We start from the raw sequence: 24127 nt of genomic DNA, 5'->3' as shown, positions 1-24127 counted from the left end.
AAGGAGAATTAACTGCTATTATGTTTAGAATGCAAAACAATTTACCTAAAATAGGTATAAGACCTGTTATAGATGGAAGAAGAAACGGAGTTAGAGAATCTCTTGAAGAAACCACTATGAATATGGCAAAAATAGCTGCAAAACTTATAGAAGATAATATAAGGCATCCAAGCGGTGAAAAAGCTGAATGCATAATTTCTGATACAACTATAGGCGGCGTTGCCGAAGCTGCCAGATGTCAGAAAAAATTTGATGAAAATAATGTCAGATTAACTCTTACTGTTACGCCCTGCTGGTGCTATGGCTCTGAAACTATTGATATGACTCAGTCAATACCTAAAGCTATTTGGGGTTTTAACGGCACAGAAAGACCTGGTGCTGTTTATTTAGCTGCTGCTGATGCTTGTCATACTCAATTAGGGCTTCCTATATTCTCCATATACGGCAAAGATGTTCAGGATGCAGGCGATGAAAATATTCCTGATGATGTAAAAGAAAAAATATTAAGATTTGTAAAAGCAGGACTTGCCGCTGCTGCTATGAAAGATCAATCATATATAAGTATGGGATATGTTGCTATGGGTATTATGGGTTCTATGGTTGATGCTGAATTCTTACTTGACTATTTGGGAATGAGAACTGAATTTGTAGATATGAGTGAAATTAAAAGGAGATTAGAATTAGAAATCTATGATAAAGAAGAATTCAAAAAAGCATGGGAATGGGCTAAGCAATGCAAATTCGGTTCTGATAATAATAAAATAAAAGCTTCTGATGAAGAGAAAGAAAAAGAATGGTCTGTTTCCATAAAAATGGCTATGATTATGCGTGATTTGATGACAGGAAATAGTAAATTAGCAGAAATGGGATATATAGAAGAAGCTCAGGGTCATAATGCTATAGTCGGCGGTTTTCAAGGACAAAGACATTGGACTGATTTTATGCCTAACGGCGACTTTGCTGAAGCTATTCTTAATTCATCTTTCGATTGGAATGGCATAAGAGAGCCTTATGTTGTTGCTACCGAAAATGATTCTTTGAATGGTATTTCTATGCTTTTTGCTCATTTATTAACAAATAAATCTCAGTTATTTGCAGATGTTAGAACCTATTGGAGTCCTGAAGCAGTTAAAAGAGTTACGGGAAAAGAACTTACAGGAAAAGCTAAAAACGGTATAATTCACTTAATCAATTCAGGCGCCGCATCTTTAGACTGGACTGGAGAACAAAAAGTTAATGGAAAACCTGCTTTAAAAGAATATTGGAATATCACTGAAGAAGAAGCTAAAAAATGTCTTGATGCAGCTCGTTTTTCTCCTGCAAACAGAGAATATTTTAGAGGGGGCGGATTCTCATCTACCTTCTTAACTAAAGGCGAAATGCCAATGACTATAATAAGACTTAACTTAGTTAAAGGTTATGGTCCTGTACTTCAAATAGCCGAAGGTTATGCTGTTAATATTGATAGTAGTATATTTGATACTATTAACAAAAGAACAGACTCTACATGGCCCACAACTTGGTTTGCCCCTATACTTACAGGAAAAGATTCTTTTAAAGATGTTTATTCTGTAATGAATGATTGGGGTGCTAATCATTGTGCTGCTGCCTATGGACATATAGGTGCTGATTTAATTACTTTAGCTTCTATGCTTCGTATACCTGTAAGCATGCATAATATAAGCGAAGATAGAATATTCAGACCTAAAGCTTGGAAATCATTCGGGACAAAAGACTTGGAAAGTGCTGATTTCAGAGCATGCAGACATTTCGGACCTTTATTTGGAAAAGTGACTAGATAAGAATATACAATCTTTTTTAATCCCATTTAATATATAAAATGTTAAATGGGATTTTTATTAAAATTTTATTTGAGGACTTTAAATATGTTAAAAGGAATAGATCCTGCTGTTTCACCTGAACTATTAAAAATATTATGCGAAATGGGACATGGAAGCGAAATATTATTTGCTGACGGTAATTTTCCTTCCAATGATTATAATGCAAAAAAAATAATAAGGCTTGACGGTATAGATATACCTACAATTTTAAAAGCAATTATGCCATTATTTCCTTTAGATACTTTTGTAGAAAGCCCTGTTGTATTAATGCAGCCTAATGCTGATTTTGGAAGAGAACCTGAAGTATGGGCTAAATACAAAGATATTATAGCAAAATATCAAAAAGTTAATTATGAATATTTAGAAAGATTTGCATATTATGAGAGATGCAGAAATGTTTATGCTATTATAGCTACAAGCGAACTTGAAATATATGCAAATATTATACTAAAAAAAGGCGTAATTTTTCCAAATAAAAAATAATATATCAGTAATATTATTTAATCTTTATAATCATATATAGAAGTTACGCCCAATACTTTAGCAACCATATATGATATAATAGCTACTATTACCAAAGCTGAAAAATTAGAAATTGAATTTGATATTTCTAATATAAGTATGCATACCATTATAGGAGTTCTAGTTATTCCAGACATAAGAGAAGTTATTCCTAAAAGTATAAATAAGTCCCCATATACAGCATAATCTGGAAAATATTTGAGAAGAAATATATCATATAAAGAACCTATTGAAGCACCTAATATAAATGTAGGAAAGAATATTCCTCCTACTGCTCCTGATGTGGCACATACAGAAGTATAAAATAATTTGACAAATATCAATATAAAGAGCATAGATACAGAAAACTTATCTCTTACTATACTTCCTATAAGCAAGTCTCCGCTTCCAAGCACATAAGGAAAAAACATTATCATTAAACCTGCAAGTAAAAATGCAGGTACAGGGCGAATTATATCATTATTAATTTTCTGATACATCTTAGAGAAAAAATTCATAAGATAATTTAATATAGAAGCAAGTATGCCGCATATTATACCGAAAGGAATAAGCGATATATAATGCCTTACCTCAAGAATTTTAGGCAAGTTAAAATTGAGTATAAAACCCTGCCCCACTATATTTTCTATTACAAGTATAGAGGCTATAGAAGAAAAAACTATGCATACAAAAACTATATGATTCTTATTTTCTCCAAGCTCTTCAAAAGAAAAAGCAATTCCTGTAAAAGGTGCACTGAATGCAGCAGTCATTCCAGCACATGCCCCTGATACAAGCAGATATCTTCTATATTTTGACAACTTTGAAAAATATTTATGAAAAAAAAGCCCCACAAGCATACCTATATGCATTGAAGGACCTGCTCTGCCTAGAGAAATACCGCTTGCAAAAGATATCATACTTCCAAAAAGTTTAAATAAAATTTCAAGAAGAATATTTTTAGGTTCATGAAGCGATATGTAATATTTTATCTGAGGAACTCCTGCACCTCTTATTCTAGGATAATGTATAAGGATATATCCTATAAGACAGCCCATACCTATAAGAAATATAAAAAGAAGTATAGGATAATACCATTTATCAAAAACAAAATTAGATATATAAAATATATTTATGCTTAACTTATATAGTATAATCCTATATATTGCAACAATAAAACCTACAACAGCACCTATGCAGGCAGATAATGTAAAAAGTTTTATATATTTTATCTCAAAATTTATATTCATAATTCAGTTTTTTTATTTATTATTTTTATTATTATATAATTATAAATTAAACATTAAATCTAAATGTTACAACATCGCCTTCCTGCATAATATACTGTTTTCCCTCAAGTCTTATAGCACCAGCCTCTCTGGCTTTAACAAAACTTCCAAGCTCCAAAAGTTTATCGCAGTTAATAACTTCGGCACTTATAAAGCCTCTTTCAAAATCGCTGTGTATAACGCCAGCAGCCTCAGGAGCATAAGCATTTTCTCTAACAGTCCAAGCTCTTGTTTCATCTTCTCCTGAAGTAAGAAAAGTTAAAAGCTTTAATAATCTATGCCCAGCCTTTGTAAGTCTTGCAGCACCTGATTCTTTAACGCCTAAATCTTCTAAATAGCTTAATTTCTCATCTTCTTCCAAATCCTGCAAATCAGCTTCTATTTTGGCACTGAAAGGTATTAATTCTATATTTCTTTCTTTAGCATAATTTTGTAATATTATATAATTAGAATTTTTTTCGGGATTGGCAAGCTCATTTTCTGATAAATTAGCACCTATCATCATACTTTTTGATGTTAATAAAAACAGAGGTTTTAATATTTCTTTTTCTGAATCAGTTAAATCTAAACTAAATACAGGCTTGAAATTATTAAGTTCAGGCAGTATTTTCTCTAATAATGCAATTTCTTCTTCAGCAGATTTTACTTTAGCACCTTTAGCCGATTTTTTCTGTTTTTCCATTCTGCTATTAATAGTTTCTATATCTGCAAGCATAAGTTCTGTTAATATAATATCCAAATCTCTTAAAGGATCAACTTCTCCTATATGAGTGATATTGCCGTCTTCAAACACTCGTACAACATGTAAAACGGCATTAACTTCCCTAATATGAGAAAGAAATTTGTTTCCAAGTCCCTCGCCTTTTGAAGCACCCTTTACAAGTCCAGCAATATCTACAAATGTTGTTGTATTATAAACTTTCTTTTTTGATTTGAAAAGCGCCGCTAATTTATCAACTCTCTCATCTTTTATCACAGCAGCAGCTTCATTTTTATCTATAGTACAAAACGGATAGTTAGCCGCATCAGCATGAGCATTTGTAAGAGCATTAAAAAGTGTAGATTTTCCTACATTCGGAAGTCCTACTATTCCTATAGATAAAGCCATATTTTTATTTCCTTAAATATTAATTTTTTTTAACTGAATTATTTTCATAGGTATTATATATTAAATATTATTAATAACAAGTATATTAAAAATGTATAATAAAAAATATTTATGCAAATTTATATTTTGATTATCAATTAAAATATAATTCATATAATAAATATTTTAGATTATTAAAAAATAATATTATAAAAAAATCAGATGATAAAAATAAATTCATTGACTAAAAAATAAAAATTTGTTAAAGTATAAGTATGATAAATGAATCATTTGAAAGCGGCTATATTATTAAAAATAATTCTATTGTTATTGTGTCACTATATAACAATATGTATAATGAATATATTCCTCAGTTAAAAGAATTAATATCTGAATTTTCAATAAAAAATATAAATAGCATTATACTAGATTTATCAAAATGTCTTTTTATAGAAAAAGATATATGGGATTATTTTATAGAATTGAAAAAAGAATTACAAAATAAGAATGGAGATTTAGTTCTTATAAATATGAATGGAGCAGTAAAAAACGACTATAATATTATGGAATTATCAAATTATTTAGAATCTTTTAATGATATTAGCAGTGCTTTTTATAATTTTGGAATATTAACTGATATTAAATCAGCTTAATTTTATTTTTATGCTTGAATTTTTCTTATCATAGATATAATATATAAATATGAAAATTGTTAAAAACATTATAAATCTTATACTTTTCTTTGCAGTATTTTTTATAATATATTACGGAATATATTTATCTAAAATATTAGACACAAATAATATACATCAGAATATTAATTTTATTTTAATAAAAAAACTGATGGATCATTATTTATTTGCTGTAATCATAGCAGCATCAATCTCATCATTAATATTAATAGGCTCTATGAATAAATTTGTAGGTCATTTATCTATAATAATTACTATAGGAATATTAGCATTTTTTGTAACATTATATCCTGCATATATAGTAGTATTTGATAAAAATATAGACTATTTGAGAAATGAACTTGATGATAAAACTTCTATGTATATAGATGAAAGCGGAAAATATTTTACAAAAATAGATAATTATTTAATAAAAGTAGGATATAAACTTTTAGACAATACATATAAAAATGTTATATTAATAGATCCTTCAGCTTTAGGAAAATTATATATAGCAGATTATACATATATTACGGATAAAGAGATATCTTTGCATGAAGTTACAGAAATATACGGAGTTTCTAAAGTACAAAAAAAATCAAGTTTATTTGAAAGGGATTCTTTTATCAGCTATATATCAAATTTCATCACTGATATAATATTCAGCTTTGAAATATTTCCAATTGTAACAGCATCATTAAAAATAATAACTTTAGCTGATATTCCCATATTTGCTATTGCTTTATTATTTGTTAATATGTGGCTTTTATTTTTCGCTCTTTATATGCTTGGATTATCATTAAATTCAAGACAGTATATATATCATAATATACTCAATGCACTTTTATTATATGGAATAATAAAAATAATATTTGCTGTAAATATAAAACATTATAATTTATTGGAATTAATAATACGAAATGTAAACTATTGGACTATGAATTTATATACATTTATAATGTCATTAATTATTATAATAGTATCATTAATATTAAAAAAAGTATTAAATAACGATAAAAAGATAATGAATAATTAAGGAAATGGAAAAAGAATACTAAAATGAATCAAATTATAAATGATTTTTGCAAGATAGATTTAAAAAAAGACAGTATAGTAACAATAGGAAAATTTGACAGCGTACATAGAGGTCATCAGAAACTTATTAAATATACGGTTGATTATGCTAAAAAGAATAATTTAATTTCTATAGCATTAGTTATTAAAAAGAAGAATTTATCAATATATAATACAGAAGATAATAATACCTTCATCAAATCTCTTGGTATTAATTATATAATTGTTATTGACTTTTTACCAGAATTTTATAAAATGGATGCTAAAGAGTTCTTTGATAAGCTTATAGAATATTATCGTATGAAACATATTGCGGTAGGCAGCGACTTTGCTTTCGGAAAAGACAGAATGGGCGACAGTGATTTTTTAAAGAAATACTCAAAAGAATGCAAAGTTGGAGTAAGTTTCATTAAATTTCTTAAATATAAAAATGATAAAATTTCAAGTTCAAATATTAGAGAATGTCTCTCCAATGGGGATATGACTAGCGTAAATAAAATGCTTGGAAGAGAATATTCTATAAACGGTTTGGTAGTTCACGGAAATGCTTTAGGAAGAAAAATAGGATACCCTACTGCTAATTTAGAAATGCCTAAAAATATTTTTATACCAAAAATGGGAGTATACAGCTCCACAGTAAAAATAGGCAGCGGAAATATCACCTATCAGGCACTTACATTTATAGGTGTAAGCAATATTAATAAAGAGCTTAGAGTAGAAAGCCATATATTAGATTTCTCAAAAATGATATACGGTAAAAAAATCACCGTTGTATTGCTCAAATATGTCAGAGATAATATAAAGGTTAATTCTATAGATGAAGTAAAAAAATTACTAGAAAATGATGAAAAAAAGATAAGAAAATATTTCAAAAGGAGAACAAAAACATGTCTATCACAGCAGACGAAAAAGCAAAAATAATAAAAGAATTTGGTAAAAATGAAAAGGATACAGGTTCTACTGAAGTACAAGTAGCACTTTTAACTAACCGCATAACTTATTTAAAAGGACATTTCCAAACTCATACAAAGGATAATCATTCAAGAATGGGACTTCTTAAAATGGTTGCTAAAAGAAGAAAACTTCTTAATTATTTAAGAAAAACTGATATAGAAGCTTATAAAAAACTAATACAAAGATTAAAATTAAGAAAATAATATAAAGTTTATATTTAATTTTAATACCCTCTCGGTGTTTTGTACTTAAAGGAGTAAAATATGATCGCAGTTAAAAGCGTATTTTGTGGAGAGGAGTTAATTTTAGAAACAGGACTTTTAGCTAAACAATCTCATGGTTCTGTAACTTTGAGACTTGGAAACACAACTATTTTAGCAACTGTTGTAGCAGCTAAGAAACCAAATTTAGAATCTGACTTTTTCCCTTTGACAGTAAATTATAATGAAAAATATTATGCAGGCGGTAAAATACCCGGCGGTTTTTTCAAAAGAGAAGCTAAGCCTAGAGATAAGGAAATATTAATATCCCGTATAATAGACAGACCTTTAAGACCTCTTTTTCCTGAAGGTTTTAGAAATGAAGTTCAAATAATACCTACTGTACTTTCTGTAGATACTGATATGCCTACCGATGCTTTGGCATTAATAGCTTCATCTGCCGCCCTTACAATTTCTTGGATACCTTTTTCAGGTCCTGCTGCAGCTGTAAGAATAGGATATAAAAACGGAGAATATATTGTCAATCCAAAAAAAAGCGAGCTTGCTTCAAGCGAATTGGATATAATAATAGCTGGAAGTAAAGATGCTATTTTGATGATTGAAGGAGAGGCTAAAGAAGTTTCTGAAGAAGTATTTATTGGTGCTATAGAGCTTGCTCATAAAGAGATGCAGAAGTATATTGATATGCAAAATGAAATGGCTAATCTTTGCGGTACTCAAAAAATAGAACAGGAATTATTTGAATATGATAAAGATTTAATAAAAATGGTTAATGAATACGGCAGAGAAAAGATAGAAGCAGCTAATTATAATCCTGATAAAACTAAAAGAAATGAGAGTATGGATAATGCTTTCAATGAAATAGAAGAATATATAAAAACAAAAACAGAAGATGAAAAATTAGTATCTCAAGTAAAAGGTATTTGTCATTCTATAGAAGAAGAAATCGTAAGAGAGGCTATAGTAGAAAAAGAGATGCGTCCTGACGGAAGGGCATTAGACGAGATTCGTCCTATAACTACTATGACAAATCTTATCCCTCGTGTTCATGGTTCAGGGCTTTTCACCAGAGGGCAAACTCAATGCTTATCTATAGTTACATTAGGAAGCGAAAAAGATGCTCAGTTAATGGACGATATATACGGCAAAGAAAACAAAACTTTTATGCTTCATTATAACTTTCCTCCTTTTTCTGTAGGAGAGGTAGGACGCTACGGAGCTCCCGGAAGAAGAGAAATAGGACATGGAAATTTAGCAGAACGTTCATTTAATGCAGTTCTTCCTGCAAAAGAAAAATTCCCCTACACAATAAGGGTAGTTGCTGAAATATTGGAAAGCAATGGTTCTTCATCAATGGCTACTATATGTGCTTCTACAATGTCGCTTCTTTCGGCAGGCGTTCCTTTAAGTGCAAGTGTTGCAGGTATTGCTATGGGGCTTGCTACTTATAAAGACGGATATAAAATACTTACAGATATACAGGGCGTAGAAGATCATTTAGGAGATATGGATTTTAAGGTGGCTGGAACACGCAAAGGTATTACAGCTTTTCAATTGGATATTAAACTTACAGGAATTTCTGCTCAAATATTAAAAGAGGCATTAGAACAGGCTAAAAAAGCCAGATATTTTATACTTGATAAAATTGAGGCTGCTATATCTAATGCAGGAGAGATTTCTGATTTTGCTCCTAAATATAAAACTATGGAAGTTAATCCTGAAAAAATAAGGGTATTAATAGGACCTGGAGGAAAAAATATAAAAGCTATTATAGAAGAAACGGGAAGCGATGTAGAAATACAAGACAGCGGAATAGTAAATATATTCTCTCCCGATACTTCTGCATTGGATAAAACTATAAAACTCATCAATTCTTATGTTAAAGATCCTGAAGTTGGAGAAATTTATAACGGCATTGTAAAAGATATCAAAGATTTTGGGGCTTTCATTGAAATACTTCCGGGTGTAGAAGGGCTTTGTCATATATCAGAACTTGCTTATAAACATGTTATGAATGTAGAAGAGGTTTTAAAAATAGGCGATGAAGTAAAAGTAAAAATTATAGATATTAAAGGCGGTAAATATTCTCTAAGCAGAAAAGTTTTACTTGAAAAGCCTGCTGATTATGTTGAAGAAGAACATCATAGCAGAAAAGAAAGAAAATATGATAGAAAAAAAAGATTTTAAAATCCCAATAATAAAAAGACCGTTATTTTTATAACGGTCTTATTTTTTATAAATCATTTTTTTGAAGCATTATATTTCGGATAATTATAAATGAATAATATAAATGAAGCATTAAATTATATATACTCCTTTATGGGAAAAAAAACTTTGCATAAAAAAAATTTGAATCATATAAATAATGTAAAGGAAATACTAAAAATATTAGGATATAAGCAGACATTTAAAGTAATACATATAACAGGAACAAAGGGAAAAGGTTCTGTTACTTTAACTTTGTCAAAAATGCTTTCATCTATAGGATATAAAACAGCTTCATTTACATCCCCTCATATAATAAATGAAAGAGAAAGAATGTCTGTAAATGATGAATGGATAAGCGAAGAAGATTTTATAAGCATAACAGAAAAAATAAAAAATATTATAGATAATAATGAAATATATAATTATATTACTGTGTTTGAAATATTTACTATAATAGGATTATATTATTTTTATTTAAATGCAGTAGATTATGCATGCATCGAAGTTGGAATAGGCGGAAAATTGGATTGTACGAATATAGTAGAATCTGATATAAGCATTTTAACATCTATATCTTATGATCATATGGAAATATTAGGATATACAATAGAAGAGATAACAATGCAGAAAGCAGGCATAGTAAAACCGAATACTATTGTAATATCAGCTTGTCAGGAAGAAAACTCTATTAAAATAATAAAAGATATTTCAGAGGAAAATAAATGTAAGTTATATATATTTAAAAAAGATTTTGATGCTGATATAATATTAAACAGCAGTGAAAAATTAGATTTTATATATAAAGAAAAAGATAAAGAATATAATTTTTCAACATCGCTATTAGGAGAACATCAGGCAGAAAATATTTCTCTGTCTTTCAAAGCATTAACATTAATTTTAAATAATAATAAAGAAAAAAATATTAATAAAGCAATAAATTCATTAAAAGATTTTCATATAAATGCACGCCTTACATTTATGCAGAAAAATCCTGATATAATAATAGACGGTGCTCATAATGCAAAATCATTAGAAAGAGTATTAGAAACTATATATAAATGGTATGATGATATAGTAATATTATTTGCTCCTTTAAGTCAGAAAGATATAAAAGGTATGGGAGGTATTTTACAAAACTATAATTCATATATTATTTTAAGCTCTCCTGATACTATAACCTATAAAGAAACTGACAGTTATAAAACTTATGAATATTTAAAAAAAGAAAATAATAATAATATAAAGCATATACCAAACTTTAAAGATGCTGCTGAATATATAAAATCAATTAATAAGCCTGCACTAGTAATAGGTTCATTATATGCTGCAAGCGAATTCATAAATTTATACAAAAAATAATATCAAATTAATTTCATAAATATATTTTGCATATAAAAGCTAATATTATTATATTATGCCTTGATATTTATTTATAATATCAATAGTTCTTTTAGAAGCTCCGTTATTTTGTATTAGTAAATTGTATGCTTTTTTGGATAATGTATTTCTAAGCTCTTCATCTTGATATGCTTTTTGTATAATATCTGAAAGATTTTTTTTATCATCGCAAGTAAGAACAGCTTCTTTCATATACTCATATATCTCTATAAAATTATACATATATTTTCCTACTATAACAAGTTTCTCAAAATAAATTGCTTCTAATATATTATGCCCGCCCATATTACCCATAAAAGTACCGCCCATTATAACTAAATCAGAAAGCTTATACCAATTTAAAAGCTCTCCTATTGTATTAATAATAATGCCGTCTTCTGATTTTTTATCATAATCTGTATAAAGAGGCAAATCATACCCCAATTTATTTGCAAGTTTTTGTATATCTTCTCCTCTTGTTATATCTCTAGGCACTATAACAATATATACTTTAATTTTAAGATTATTTAAAGCCTTTAATATAAGTTCTTCTTCTCCCTGATGAGTACTTCCTGCAGTTATTACAAATTTATTTACAGGTATTGTATTTTCAATATCATCTATCTTTTTTTCATCTACAAAATAATTTATATCATATTTTAAATTTCCAGTAACTGTAATAAGAGATTCAGGCATTCCTATGCTAATCATATTTTCTTTATCTATGCTGCTTTGTGCTAATATTTTTGTATACATATTAAAATAAGGCTTAAAAAAGAATTTAAAATTTTTATATCCTTTTATTTCTTTTTTTCCTATTCTGCCGTTAATCATATATAAGGGTATAAGTTTCTTATGAAGCAAATATATAAATGCAGGCCATATTTCAATTTCTGCTATCATTACATATTCAGGAGAAATCAGATTTATGAGTTTATTGAGCATATTAGGATAATCTAAAGTTAAATAAAAAAGCTGTACTTTATCTCCGTAATTTTTTCTTGCTATATCATATCCTCCAACAGTTGTTGTTGATAAATAAACGCTATAACCTCTTTCTATCAAAGTAAAAACTATTTCTTTAACTGCTGTTATCTCCCCTACACTAACTGCATGTATCCAAACAGCATTTTTATTATTTTCTTTCGGATATATAAAACCAAGCCTAGATAAAGCTCCTTTACGAATGGGCTTATTAAATATCATCATTATAGAAAAAGCTATAAATATAATAGGATAAAATAAATACATTAGAAATACATAAATTATATATGTCAATAGCATAAAAGCCCCGATTTATGAAAAATAATAAAGAATTATGAATATTTATATATTTTTTTATTTAAAAATAGCAATAACAGTTATTATAATAATTGCCAAATATACAATAAATGAAATACCTGCCTTCACAAATGCATGCTGCTTTCTTGTACCCCATTCGCATAATGAAGATATAATTATAAAAGAAACAAATAATAATATTTCTATAATATTAACTGTAATAAATATAAATTCATAAATTCCTGTTTTTATATTATCATGCTCTATAATATAAAATGCTGCTATAGGAAAAAGCATGAATATTGCTGCATTAATTATTTTATGTATTAAAATATACTTACTCATAATCTAAATTATACTAAATAAATATATTATGTCAATAAACTAGTTCATATATTTTATTTGTATACGCCATCTTTTAATTTTTTATAAATATCCTTTAAACTAGTTTTTTTAAGCTCTTTTTCCATAGCATTTTGTACGTCATCTAGTTTAGGCTCAAGCAAATCATTAATTCTGCTTCCAACAGGACATTTTTTATTCGGATTATTATGAAAGCTAAAAAGCTTATCATCGTCTAAACTTTCTACTGCATCAAATATATCAAGCAGATTTATATTTTCTATTTTTCTATTTAATGAAATACCGCCTGTTCCTCTTTTCACTGTAATGATATCTGCTCTTTGAAGCTGTATTAAAATATTTCTTATTATTACAGGATTAACATTGACGCTCTTTGATATAAAATTTGATGTGATTTTTTCATCTTTGAATTGTAATATGCAAAGCAATGTATGAACTGCTATCGTAAATCTTGAACTAATTTTCATTGAATTATCCTAAATAAATATTAAAAATTATAATACATTTAATATCTTAATGCAAATAAAAAACATATTTTTATTAATCTAAATAGTACTTTTTGTATTTTAAGTTCATAAGATAATTTTATATATAAAAAATTAAAAAATTTAATTGTAATACTTGACATTACATTAAAATATGTTATTATAATTGTAATAATAATTATTACAATACTTTAATTAAAGATAAGATTTTATAAAAAAGGAGAATTAAAATGAAAATTGCAGTAATAGGAGCAAACGGCAAAGCCGGAAAATTAATTATGAATGAGGCATTAGAAAGGGGCTTAGATGTTACAGCTATAGTCAGAGATAAAACAAAAATAAATAACTCAAAAGTCAAAGTTATAGAAAAAGACTTATTTGATTTAACTAAAGATGATTTGAAAGAATTTGATACTGTAGTAAGTGCATTCGGAGTATGGGAAGAAAAAGAACTTGATAAGCATTCATTAGCTATGGAACATTTATGCAATATACTTGAAAACACAAATATAAGATTAATGCTAGTAGGAGGAGCAGGAAGTTTATATATAGACTCAAAAAAGCAATTGATGGAAAGCGAAACTTTTCCAGATATATTTAAGCCTCTTGCAAAAAGTATGCAAAAAGCATTTGATATATTAAAAAATAAAAAAGATGTTCTATGGACTTATATATCTCCTTCTGCAGATTTTCAAGCAGACGCAAAGAAAACGGGCGAATATAATATCGGATATGATGAGTTATTATTTAATTCCAAAGGCGAAAGCTCAATTAGTTATGCAGATTATGCTGCAGCTTTTGCAGATGAAATACAAAATAAAAAATATTTAAATCAAAGAATAACATTCTGTTCAAAATAATAATTATTACAAATAAAAAAGCTGATAAAGTAAAGAATAATATTTTATCAGCTTCATTTTATTTTTTCTATTTTACTTTTATTACTATTTATTTTAATTTTATGCTTCTAATGCTAAGTTTTAATGCTTAAACTCTATACTATGCATATTAGCTATATAAAATACAATAAAATGTAAAAAAGTTTATATTTTTTATGCTTAACTTTTTGTTTATTATTAATAAGCTAACAATATATATATTTTAATACAAAACTTCTTGACAATACATTATCTTTTATATATTATTTAATATCTAAATTTTTTATAATTAAAAGCTTAATGACTTACTTTTATTAATAAATGAGGAATAATAAATAATGAAATCATTAAAAAAAGAAATAATATACCCTATCATATTTGCATTGCTTTCTACACTATTTTTCTATAGCAATTTAACATTTTCTTATCTTCAAATGGGCGATGTTATACTTTGGGATATAAAAAATATTAAAGATGCAATATTCAGCGGAAATTTATATTTTTGGAATAATGCATATTTTACTACAGCATCTTCTTCAGCAGTACCAATTCATCCTAAATCTTTGCTTATAGCATTGCTTCCTAATGATATATATCCTCAGATTAGCATAATGTTTCATATTACTGTAATGGGATACGGCTTATTTTTATTTTTGAGAGAAAAAAAATTATCAGTAAAAGCATCTCTATTCGGAGCTACTGCCTTGATGTTTTCTAATTCAATAATAACATTAATACTGCCCGGACATTTAGGAAAATTTGAGACTTACTGTTATTTTCCATTTGTTTTATATTTTCTTTCAAAAGCAATGAATACTGAAAAATGGATTTATTTCTTTTTTACAGGTGCATTTTTAGGAACAGCATTTTTAGGCGGTGCTTTAGATGTTGCTATGTATTTCTCTTTATTTTTATCATGTTATTTTTTATATCTGCTTTATAATAAAAAAAATGATAAAAAAATAACAGACTTCTTAAAAACAGATATAAAAAAAATTATTATTTTATGTGTAAAGTTCGCATTAACAGCAGTATTTTCTTTTTTAATGTCTTTACAAATAATAATGATAACAAAAAATACTCAGGATATGGGAGCAGCTGGGGTTACAGATAAAAAACAGTTATGGGAATGGGCTACAAGATGGTCATATCCGCCTGAAGAAGTATTAGGATTTTTTATGCCCGGATTTTTCGGATACTACTCAGGAAGCCAAACTCATCCTTATTGGGGAAGAATAGCTAATATGAAAGGAGAGCCTAAAACTTCAAATTTCTCTCTCACTTCTGCTAATATAGGATATATAACTTTTATTTTTATAATATTTGCAGTATTTATAAGCAGAAAAAAATACAGCGAAAAATATTTTTGGATAGGAACAGCATTATTTTTCTTAACAGCAAGTTTCGGAAGATATTTCCCTATTATATACGGAGCTTTATTTCAAATACCAATATTCAGAGATGCAAGAAATCCTAATAAATTTATAGAGATTATACCTATACCTTTTGCAATACTATCATCATTTGCATGCGATTATATATTCAAAGCACTTGAAGCAAAGAAAGAGGATAAACTTCTTAAATATTTAGAAGATGATTATAAATATATAAATGCCGCAAAAAAAATAATGTATATAATAGCAATAGCATCTGCTGTATCAGCATTAATAACAATACTTGCAAATGGAATAATATATAATCATTTTGTTTCCGATTGGAAAGAAGCTAATGCAGCATTAATATCCAAAAATATATTTATGTCATTTATAAGATTAGCTTTAATATCTTCATCTGTACTGATTTTAATTAATTATGCTCTTTCATTAAAAGATATAACTATAAAAGATAAATTTATTCTTATAATTCCATTGATAGGATTTATATTATTTTCTGTGTACGACTTAGGACATATAGGCTTTCTTATAATAGGAAGTATTATAGTATTTTTATATATAATAATAGTAAATAGAGAAAACCTATTTTATAAATATATTCCTTATATGTTCATAGCAGTATTATTTTTAGATTTAACGCAAAGCGGAAATATGTTTATAGTGAAATCAAATTATAATCAAATGTACAATTCTACTCCTATAGTTGAGCATATATTAAATGAAAAAGGCAATAGAACAACAATGCCTATATTAATACCTTATTTATACAGATATACTACACATACAATGCCTTACTATAATATACCATTAACAGAGCCGCCTGCAGCAAGCCGATTATCAAAAGATATTACAGATGTATTTTCTTCATTCAGAATCAATGATTATGCAGGCTATCAGCCTAGACTTATGGATTTGCTTGGAGTAAGGTATATTTTAAGTCCTACATATTTGGATCAGTCTATACTTTCAAATGAGCTTATAAAAATAACAGAGTATCAGGATCAATTTTCTGCAGCCGTTTTATATGAACTTAAAGGCTATAGAAATAAATATGAATTTGTTAATAATGTTTATAATGCATCTGATTTCAATGACGGACTTGGAAGATTAACTATGCCTAATTTTAATTTAGCTTATGAAACTGTGCTTTTAAATAATTCAAGCAATTATATAAGCTTAAATAATCCTAATTCTATTTATATTGCAGAACTTCTTGAAGAAACAGATAAAAAAATAGTATTCAATGTGAAAACTCCTGAAAATGGAATTCTTATATCCAAAGAACGTTATAATACTGATTGGACTGTTACTGTAAACGGAGAGAAAAAAGAATTATTGAATGCCAATCTTTTATTCAGAGGAGTTTATGTTGAAGCTGGAGATAATAATATAATATTTGAATTTACTCCTTCAAAGAAATATTTGTACAGCACAATAATTTGCTGGATTATATTTATAATTTTATCTATTATAAGTATTTATAAATATTTTTTATATACAAAAGAAAATGATAATAGTTAAATAATTTATTTAATTTTATATATGCTTTATATTATTAATTAAAGCTATATCTATATTAAAATATTATAATAATGCAGGCAAAAACTATAAAAAATTAATCTTTATAATATTTGCTGTAATATTCATAGCTTTTTATAACTCTCTCTACATAATACTCAGTTTCTTCAATATCAATAAATCTGCCCGTTCTGTACATATTATTAGTGCCGTATTCTTCTCTCCATCTTCTGCCTCTTCCTGAACCTGCATTATAGCTTGCAGCAACAAGTATATAATTACTTGCTTTCTGACTGCTGAAAAGAAAGCCCAAATGAGAAACACCCAAATTAATATTCTGTTTAGGAATAGTTAAATCTAAAGGATTATATCTGTATCTAGCCTTTTTATTTTCTGCAGCAGCAGTTGCAGGCATTAGCTGCATAAGTCCCATAGCCCCAACCCAAGACCTAGCCTTAGGATCAAATAAGCTTTCCTCTCGCATTATAGCATATACAAAAGCAGGCTCTATCTTATAATATTTAGCCTCAGGTATAACATATTCATCAAAATATCTAGGATATACCCTCTTTCTAAACTCATCGGGAAGCAAATCAACATTATCAGAATAAGGATATCCGAAATATTTTCCTATATTGGCAGATATTTGTATAAGCCTCTTTGTATTGCCCGAATCTTTAAATATTTTCTCAGCAAAATAAAATAAAGGATAAGTTACCTGCGTCTTTTTAAATATTTTGTTAAATTCAGTGTATGCATTATCATAATCGCCGTAATAATATAAAACTATAGCTTTATTAATTTCTCTTCTAGTCTGAATTGATAATTCATTAAATAAATCATTTTCATCTCTGTCAGCATACATATCCTTTACAAATCTATTTTGCATAAGAATATTTTTAGCCATATCCCTAGCCTCTTTAATCAAATTATCTTCTTTTCCTGTAGAAACATAATTCAAAAACTGTATCTTATTAAGCATCTCCATAGATTTAGTAAAATTATTATTTGAATAATATTTTTTAGCTTCATTTAAATGATAAGTATTGCTAAGCTCAACATTAGACACCATACTTTTATCAGCAAGGCTCAAAGCACCTTTAATAAAATAATGACTTTTGCTTGTAAGGAGTGTTTTCATTAAATAATTATCTCTTATATCATTATCTCCAAACTCTTCGGCAGTCCACATATTCCAAGATAATGCAAAATCATGACGGAAACTTGGATATCTTTTTTCCAAAGCCTTTACAGCAAAATATGTTTCTGTTTTATTTTTTAATTTCAAAGATTTTCTTAAATATGATTTCAAGGCAAGTTCTGTATGCCAGCTTTTAGGAAATTTATTCATTACATTTGTTAAATATTTTTTTGCCTGAACTAAATTATTTTTATTTAAGCTAATATTAACAAAATTATTATATATTCTTGGTATATAATCATCTTTAGGATATTCTTTCATAAAGGTATTATATAATTCAATAGATTTATCATAATTTTTTAATTTATCATAATTATCTGCCGAATGGTAAAGAGCCAATCTTCTATATGATTTATTATTTGTATTTGATAAATATTCATCAAATAAAGAAGCTGCATTAGTTCTATTTCCAGACTGCTGATTTATTCTAGCCATATAGTATATAGAATTTACTTTATATGAATTTTTATCATATAAATCTTTGAAATATTTTAAAGATGTTTTTCTGTATCCAGCCTCATAAAGTATAGAAGCCGTTTTAAATTTTAAATCATTTGGAAAGGATAAAATTTCATTTTCAAAGTTATTATTATAATATACAGCAGCCTCCCTTAATCCAAATCTTTTTAAAAGCTCATAAGCTATAATTTTGGCTTTATTAGTATCATCTGTATTTCTTAAAGCCCTTATTCCTACAAACTCCTTAATCCATTTTTGTGTATTGCCGTTAAAGAAATTGCTTATAGGATAATCATCTCTATAAAATTCAGCAAGTGCCTTGTACTGCTCAGCATAAGGGTATAATGATGATCTAGGATAGTCTTTTATTAATAAAGAATATAAATCTACAGCCTCATCATACATACTAGCATATAAAGCACTTTTAGCCGCATAATATACAGCATAATCTCTTATAAGCATATCTTCTTCTGTATTTATTATATTTGTAAATTGATTATAAGCCTCTAAATATTTTTTTCTATTATGAAGTTCTAAAGCAGTTTTATAATTAATTTTATTTTTAGATATAATATTTTTCTCAAGCGATATATCCTCAGCACCTAACATCGATGTCATAATAATAACAATAACTTCAAAAGAAAAAGCAAAAATTAAAACTCTCTTATTAAAAATCTTAAAAATATTATTTTTCATTACAAATTAATCCGAAATAGTTTTTATATGATAATTATTATTGTATTGTTTTTTTTATTTTTTGCAAATATATTTTATATTATTAATAACTTAAATTATTTTTTTAGTTTAAACTTATAATAAACTATAATATTTTTAAAAAAATTATAGTTTGTAAAAAATTAATAAATAATATATTTAAGAAATAAATTTTTTTCAAACCTGCAATAAAAAAGACTTATACTGATTAATCAATATAAGTCTTTAATTTATTAATATTATAAATTAATTTCCCCAAACATCTGGTTCAAACTGTTTATTTACTCTATTATAATCAACAATATCAATTCCGTCATAATAGAACTTTAATATTTCCTTATAATCTTTTTTTACTTGTGCCATACCATAAGCACCCCATTGACACATACCTACTCCATGTCCGCTTCCTTTACCAGTAATTATAATGCCGTTATCAACTTTTTTTATAGTAAAATTAAGAGAAGGTACTACTTTAGGAGAAAGAGTGCTTCTAAAATCTCTTGAAGTAATATCGCTGTTGTCAATTTTTATATTAGTGGCTTTACCTGATTTAGGGTCTGTGCTTATACCTATAGAAGATCTTTCGCTTGCATGCACAGAATAATTAGCCAAATCATTATTAAGCTCATTATAACTTAAAGCATTAGTCCAAGGTTTTATTTGTGCATTACAATAAGGGCAGGAAACTCCTTCCAAATAAGGAACAGCAACACCGAATACATTTTCAGCACTATCGGTATGACCGCTGCATAATGCACTAAAATATGTAGCTATAACTTTGCCTTTATAAACTGCTATCTCATATCTAGTTCTATCAACCGCCTGTTCTACAGACCAATTCATTTTTTCTTTACCGTTATAAACTTGATATTTAGTTGTATTATCAACATCAAACGGAGCTTTATCAGCATTTTTTAATATATGATACATTGCATAAGTTCTAGCAGCTACAGCCTGAGCCTTTAATGCTTCCATAGGCCAGTCAGGAGACATTTCATGAGGAAGTACTCCTTTCACATAGTCTTCAATATTAAGTTCATTAACTGCTATCATAGTATCATTATAAGGAATAAACATTAAAGAACCATAATATTCCACTCCATTTAAAACAAATCCGTCTTCTGTTTCAAAAACTATTCCTTCTTTATAGACTCCTACATCATTAACCTTTAAGCCTAATCTGTTTTCTACTACCATTACAGTTTCATTAGTTAATGCAGATATAATTTCGCTTTCATACTTATAATTATATGCTTTATAAGGACCTTTAATATTAATAGTGTATGGTGCTTTTACATCTGTAAGATGCACTCTTATAATATTCTGATTTGCAAATACATATATACTATTTACAGCTAATAAAACAAGCAGTAAAAGTAATTGCTTCTTAACTCCCATAATTTTACGCCTCCTTGCGATATATAAAATTGTTCGTCAAAATTATCGGTTATTTCAAAACTTACTTTATTTATTTTAATTCTACTTGTTTTGATTCTTTATTTTTCCAATCAATTTTAAATTTTTTCCAATTGTTTTTATCAAATATATTATCTTTAACAAAATAATAATAATTAAAGTTATATGAATTAGTTAATTGTGCTTCAGCCTTCCAAGAATCAACACTTATTATATTAACTCCATTATTTTTATAATCATTTGTTATAATTTTATTGTTAAATGGATTTACTGCATTATCAATATGTTTAGTTGCTAAATATGGAGTATCAGCTATAGTCATAAAATTGGTGTTAATTTTTATATTTCCTTCACTATTAAAATCTTTAAACATTAATATTGGATTTATATAAGCTACAAAAGATAAATTATTAGAATATAAATAATTATTATATACATCTGCTCCATGATCTGAAACCACTATTATTTTAGTGTTATTATAAATATTATTGTATTTTAAATATTTTATAATCTTTATTAAAGAATTAATAGCAGCAACATTAGCATAAAAAAATCTGGCATTAACTTCACTGCCGTACATATTTAAATCCTTATTATCAATATCTTTCACAATCAAATGAGGTAAAAAGTCAGAATTGAAATAATAAGGATCATGTGTAGTTAAGTTATATATCATATTATAATAATTACCGTTTTCATTAATATTGATAAAATTAGTTATAGAATCCAAAACAGAATAATATCTTATGGTTGAATTGAATCTAAAAAAAGAAGTGCTAGATAAAAACCAGCCTGTATTATCATAAAAACTGTATCTTAAATTTATAGGCATCATTCTAAATAATGAAAATCTTATAGATTTATTTTTTTGATCTATTTCTAATGTTTTTTCAAAATTTATATTTGTTCCTCCAAAATAAATGTTCAAGCTGTAATTTTGAATATAATCTGTTAAATATGCTGAAATATTAGTATAATTATCAAATATACTCAAGTCTGAACCTGTAAGATTAGCACCATCAGGTTCTAATAAAACCGACTTATATCCGTATTTTTCTAATGATAACGGTACTGTTAATATAGATTCACTATGCTTATTTTTTAAAATATATTTGCCATTTGTACTTAATTCATAAGGCAAGTAATCATAACCGCCGTATAAAGAAGCTGTTGTTATAGTTGATTGGCTAAAAGAAACCGTATTGGGATATATTATAAATCCGTCTAATTCTTCCTTATATTCAGGAAACTTCTCAAATGCCTGCAGCCAATAAGAATTAACAGCTTTATCAATAAATAAAACTATTATATTACTGCCTGTTTTTGACAAATTAAATATTTTAAAACTTGATAATTTTACTTGGTTTTTGTTTTTTATATATTTAAGTTTTATATGATATTTATATATATTTGAAATATTTAAAATAGAAATAATTAATAAAACGGATAATATGATATAATTTATATTAATAAAAAATATACTTTTATTAAATCTTAAAACAAAAACTAAAATAATACTAGCTGCAAATGTTAAAGAAAAACTAAGTAATAACTCTTTAAAAGAAAATTTTAGTAAATCAGCATTATCAAATAAAAACTCATTATTTATATTTATATAATTTCCTGTCATTACAAAAGTATTTATCATAGCAAAAATAACAAAAAATAAAGCTAGTAAAGTCAAATAGTTTTTAATTTTTTCTGAAAATAAAACATAAATAAACATAGGATACAAAAAAAATAGTCCTATACTCATAGATAAGTCATTTATAATCAAATAAAAAGGAGATGAAAATTCATGCGGTGAATTAGATATAAGAGATGATAATATAAAAAGCCCTGAAGTAATAGTAATTGCTAAACAAGAAGATATCATCAATCTTAATCTATTTTTTTCAAAAGATTCTATTAAATAATGTTTATTAAATATAAACTTATATATATTTGACATATTTATTATTATGGTTATGAACAGTAAAAATAAATATATATTAATTGAATAACTTCTAGGAGAAAGCCTATAATATATAATAATATCATCTTTTATATTTTCAAGATTATCTTTTAAAATAAAAGTGCATATTATTGAACTATCGCCAAAATATTCAATACTAACTATTTTATCATCAAATTTGTCTTTACTGCCAATGAACGAAAATATATCACTAGTAATAAAAATTTTACTATAATATCTTACTTTAGCAGTATAAGAATATCCGTATCTGTCATTTATAAATTCAAAATCAGATAAATATGCTTTTCTCTCTATGCCAGCTAAAGAAATAAGTAATATAAATAAAACTGTAATAGTAATAAAAAATATATTATAGGCTTTTAATAATTTATATTTATTTTTTACAAATATACTATAAAGTTTATATTCTATAATTAGATTTTTTATTAAAGAAAATAAACAGTTAATAGTCCAATAAAATAAAAGCCCTGAAGGTGAATTATATAATAAAACTAAAAATATTAATGACACTATATATAAAGGCAGACTTTCTTTAAACTTTAATTTTCTTGCATAAACGAATCCAGCAAGCAGACTAAATAAAGTCATTAAAAAAGGAAGCAGATTAATGCTGATATTTCCAATATTTATTAAAGCATCAGGCTGAGATAAGTCTTTAATAAATAAAAAACTCTGAGTGCTTAATCCCGTTAAGCTATGTACGAAATTATATGCCGCCATAAAAAAAGGTATCTGTATTAAAAGTCCTAAAGTACCTCTAAAAGCATATATAGTTTTATAGCCGTTTATTCTTTGACAAGTCCTTATCAAAAGATATCTTTGATCTCCTTTATATACTGCCTTAATATTATCTATCATCGGTTTCATTTTATCTTGAATAGCTCTTTCTTTAGCCTGCCAAGATTCTGCTATATTATATAGAGGAAGCGATAAAAAATTGATGCATAAACTAAGTAAAAATAAACTTATGCCGTAACTAGATTGAAATACATTATTAAATAAATAAAATAATATTTCTATAATAAACTCTATGGGATAAATAAAAATATTATAGAGTATATCAAAAAACATTATAATACTCCCGAAAAACTAACCTTTTTAGAGTTTATAATATTTTTGATAAACAAATGGTATGTTTTTTCTATGTAATATAATAAATTTATTGCTGTTGACTGTTGACTGTTGACTGTTGACTGTTGACTGTTGACTGTTGACTGTTG

The 24127-nt window shown here is 26.7% G+C and carries 18 protein-coding genes; 10 read left to right on the top strand and 8 right to left on the bottom strand.

Features of this window, described 5'->3' with window-relative positions; translation table 11 throughout:
* The first annotated feature begins 20 nt into the window (after nt 1–20).
* Together QZ288_RS05265 and QZ288_RS05260 are read left to right on the top strand one after the other, a co-directional pair.
* Nucleotides 21–1802 (top strand): L-fucose isomerase, encoded by a 1782-nt coding sequence (locus QZ288_RS05265; protein ID WP_295155965.1) that lies wholly within the window; start codon nt 21–23, stop codon nt 1800–1802.
* Nucleotides 1803–1886: 84 nt separating this feature from the next.
* Nucleotides 1887–2324, top strand: a complete 438-nt coding sequence (locus QZ288_RS05260) for an RbsD/FucU domain-containing protein (RefSeq protein ID WP_295155963.1) — start codon at nt 1887–1889, stop codon at nt 2322–2324.
* 17 nt (nt 2325–2341) lie between these two features.
* On the opposite strand, the gene QZ288_RS05255 is transcribed toward QZ288_RS05260, so the two are convergent.
* Nucleotides 2342–3592 (bottom strand): chloride channel protein, encoded by a 1251-nt coding sequence (locus QZ288_RS05255; RefSeq protein ID WP_295155960.1) that lies wholly within the window; start codon nt 3590–3592, stop codon nt 2342–2344.
* A gap of 46 nt (nt 3593–3638) precedes the next feature.
* Complete coding sequence (ychF, locus tag QZ288_RS05250) at nt 3639–4739, bottom strand: redox-regulated ATPase YchF (protein WP_295155957.1); 1101 nt, start codon at nt 4737–4739, stop codon at nt 3639–3641.
* 254 nt (nt 4740–4993) lie between these two features.
* Here ychF and QZ288_RS05245 point away from each other — a divergent pair, with 254 nt between their 5' ends.
* The 6 genes from QZ288_RS05245 to QZ288_RS05220 all read left to right on the top strand — a co-directional run bounded on the left by QZ288_RS05245 (nt 4994) and on the right by QZ288_RS05220 (nt 11205).
* Nucleotides 4994–5371 carry an STAS domain-containing protein gene (locus QZ288_RS05245; protein WP_295155954.1) on the top strand — a complete coding sequence of 126 codons (378 nt, stop codon included), beginning with the start codon at nt 4994–4996 and terminating at the stop codon, nt 5369–5371.
* 49 nt (nt 5372–5420) lie between these two features.
* Entirely contained in the window at nt 5421–6425 is a 1005-nt protein-coding gene (locus tag QZ288_RS05240) for a hypothetical protein (protein ID WP_295155951.1), read from the top strand.
* Between the two features lie 23 nt (nt 6426–6448).
* Complete coding sequence (locus tag QZ288_RS05235) at nt 6449–7384, top strand: bifunctional riboflavin kinase/FAD synthetase (protein WP_295155948.1); 936 nt, start codon at nt 6449–6451, stop codon at nt 7382–7384.
* Entirely contained in the window at nt 7351–7620 is a 270-nt protein-coding gene (rpsO, locus tag QZ288_RS05230) for a 30S ribosomal protein S15 (protein WP_295155945.1), read from the top strand. The genes QZ288_RS05235 and rpsO overlap by 34 nt, the downstream gene beginning before the upstream one ends.
* Nucleotides 7621–7680: 60 nt before the next feature.
* Nucleotides 7681–9825 (top strand): polyribonucleotide nucleotidyltransferase, encoded by a 2145-nt coding sequence (pnp, locus tag QZ288_RS05225; RefSeq protein WP_295155942.1) that lies wholly within the window; start codon nt 7681–7683, stop codon nt 9823–9825.
* A 90-nt stretch (nt 9826–9915) separates the two neighbouring features.
* The gene (locus QZ288_RS05220; protein ID WP_295155939.1) at nt 9916–11205 is read left to right on the top strand and encodes a Mur ligase family protein; all 1290 of its coding nucleotides are present in this window, start codon (nt 9916–9918) and stop codon (nt 11203–11205) included.
* Between the two features lie 48 nt (nt 11206–11253).
* On the opposite strand, the gene QZ288_RS05215 is transcribed toward QZ288_RS05220, so the two are convergent.
* Genes QZ288_RS05215 through QZ288_RS05205 form a run of 3 tightly spaced genes read right to left on the bottom strand, consistent with a single transcriptional unit; the run spans nt 11254 to nt 13334 of the window.
* On the bottom strand, nt 11254–12507 hold the full coding sequence (locus tag QZ288_RS05215; RefSeq protein ID WP_295155937.1) for a glycosyltransferase N-terminal domain-containing protein: 1254 nt from the start codon (nt 12505–12507) through the stop codon (nt 11254–11256).
* Nucleotides 12508–12561: 54 nt separating this feature from the next.
* Nucleotides 12562–12849 carry a hypothetical protein gene (locus QZ288_RS05210; RefSeq protein ID WP_295155934.1) on the bottom strand — a complete coding sequence of 96 codons (288 nt, stop codon included), beginning with the start codon at nt 12847–12849 and terminating at the stop codon, nt 12562–12564.
* 53 nt (nt 12850–12902) lie between these two features.
* On the bottom strand, nt 12903–13334 hold the full coding sequence (locus tag QZ288_RS05205; protein WP_295155932.1) for an Rrf2 family transcriptional regulator: 432 nt from the start codon (nt 13332–13334) through the stop codon (nt 12903–12905).
* Between the two features lie 248 nt (nt 13335–13582).
* Here QZ288_RS05205 and QZ288_RS05200 point away from each other — a divergent pair, with 248 nt between their 5' ends.
* A complete protein-coding gene (locus QZ288_RS05200; RefSeq protein ID WP_295155929.1) occupies nt 13583–14212 on the top strand; it encodes an NAD(P)H-binding protein in 630 nt (209 codons plus the stop codon).
* Nucleotides 14213–14568: 356 nt separating this feature from the next.
* The gene (locus QZ288_RS05195; protein ID WP_295155926.1) at nt 14569–17145 is read left to right on the top strand and encodes a hypothetical protein; all 2577 of its coding nucleotides are present in this window, start codon (nt 14569–14571) and stop codon (nt 17143–17145) included.
* A gap of 94 nt (nt 17146–17239) precedes the next feature.
* Here the strand turns inward: QZ288_RS05195 and QZ288_RS05190 are convergent, their stop codons facing one another.
* From QZ288_RS05190 to yidC, 3 genes are all read right to left on the bottom strand, one after another.
* A complete protein-coding gene (locus QZ288_RS05190; RefSeq protein WP_295155923.1) occupies nt 17240–19498 on the bottom strand; it encodes a transglycosylase SLT domain-containing protein in 2259 nt (752 codons plus the stop codon).
* Between the two features lie 264 nt (nt 19499–19762).
* Entirely contained in the window at nt 19763–20914 is a 1152-nt protein-coding gene (locus tag QZ288_RS05185; protein ID WP_295155920.1) for a SpoIID/LytB domain-containing protein, read from the bottom strand.
* 70 nt (nt 20915–20984) lie between these two features.
* Nucleotides 20985–23978: a membrane protein insertase YidC gene (gene yidC / locus QZ288_RS05180; protein WP_295155917.1), complete on the bottom strand. Its 2994-nt coding sequence runs from the start codon at nt 23976–23978 to the stop codon at nt 20985–20987.
* Nucleotides 23979–24127 lie beyond the last annotated feature (149 nt).

The organism is uncultured Brachyspira sp. (genome assembly GCF_910578695.1).
Classification (GTDB): domain Bacteria; phylum Spirochaetota; class Brachyspiria; order Brachyspirales; family Brachyspiraceae; genus Brachyspira.
The sequence above is the reverse complement of the archived record's forward strand: the minus strand, read 5'-3'. Positions and strand labels throughout refer to the sequence as shown.

Bases quoted from the DNA above. Each gene is read 5' to 3' on its own strand.
- QZ288_RS05205 (WP_295155932.1), bottom strand. From the start codon at position 13,334: ATGAAAATTAGTTCAAGATTTACGATAGCAGTTCATACATTGCTTTGC.
- QZ288_RS05265 (WP_295155965.1), top strand. From the start codon at position 21: ATGTTTAGAATGCAAAACAATTTACCTAAAATAGGTATAAGACCTGTT.
- QZ288_RS05245 (WP_295155954.1), top strand. From the start codon at position 4,994: ATGATAAATGAATCATTTGAAAGCGGCTATATTATTAAAAATAATTCT.
- QZ288_RS05190 (WP_295155923.1), bottom strand. From the start codon at position 19,498: ATGAAAAATAATATTTTTAAGATTTTTAATAAGAGAGTTTTAATTTTT.
- yidC (WP_295155917.1), bottom strand. From the start codon at position 23,978: ATGTTTTTTGATATACTCTATAATATTTTTATTTATCCCATAGAGTTT.
- QZ288_RS05200 (WP_295155929.1), top strand. From the start codon at position 13,583: ATGAAAATTGCAGTAATAGGAGCAAACGGCAAAGCCGGAAAATTAATT.
- QZ288_RS05195 (WP_295155926.1), top strand. From the start codon at position 14,569: ATGAAATCATTAAAAAAAGAAATAATATACCCTATCATATTTGCATTG.
- QZ288_RS05185 (WP_295155920.1), bottom strand. From the start codon at position 20,914: ATGGGAGTTAAGAAGCAATTACTTTTACTGCTTGTTTTATTAGCTGTA.
- QZ288_RS05215 (WP_295155937.1), bottom strand. From the start codon at position 12,507: ATGCTATTGACATATATAATTTATGTATTTCTAATGTATTTATTTTAT.
- QZ288_RS05240 (WP_295155951.1), top strand. From the start codon at position 5,421: ATGAAAATTGTTAAAAACATTATAAATCTTATACTTTTCTTTGCAGTA.
- pnp (WP_295155942.1), top strand. From the start codon at position 7,681: ATGATCGCAGTTAAAAGCGTATTTTGTGGAGAGGAGTTAATTTTAGAA.
- ychF (WP_295155957.1), bottom strand. From the start codon at position 4,739: ATGGCTTTATCTATAGGAATAGTAGGACTTCCGAATGTAGGAAAATCT.
- QZ288_RS05255 (WP_295155960.1), bottom strand. From the start codon at position 3,592: ATGAATATAAATTTTGAGATAAAATATATAAAACTTTTTACATTATCT.
- QZ288_RS05235 (WP_295155948.1), top strand. From the start codon at position 6,449: ATGAATCAAATTATAAATGATTTTTGCAAGATAGATTTAAAAAAAGAC.
- QZ288_RS05220 (WP_295155939.1), top strand. From the start codon at position 9,916: ATGAATAATATAAATGAAGCATTAAATTATATATACTCCTTTATGGGA.
- rpsO (WP_295155945.1), top strand. From the start codon at position 7,351: ATGTCTATCACAGCAGACGAAAAAGCAAAAATAATAAAAGAATTTGGT.
- QZ288_RS05210 (WP_295155934.1), bottom strand. From the start codon at position 12,849: ATGAGTAAGTATATTTTAATACATAAAATAATTAATGCAGCAATATTC.
- QZ288_RS05260 (WP_295155963.1), top strand. From the start codon at position 1,887: ATGTTAAAAGGAATAGATCCTGCTGTTTCACCTGAACTATTAAAAATA.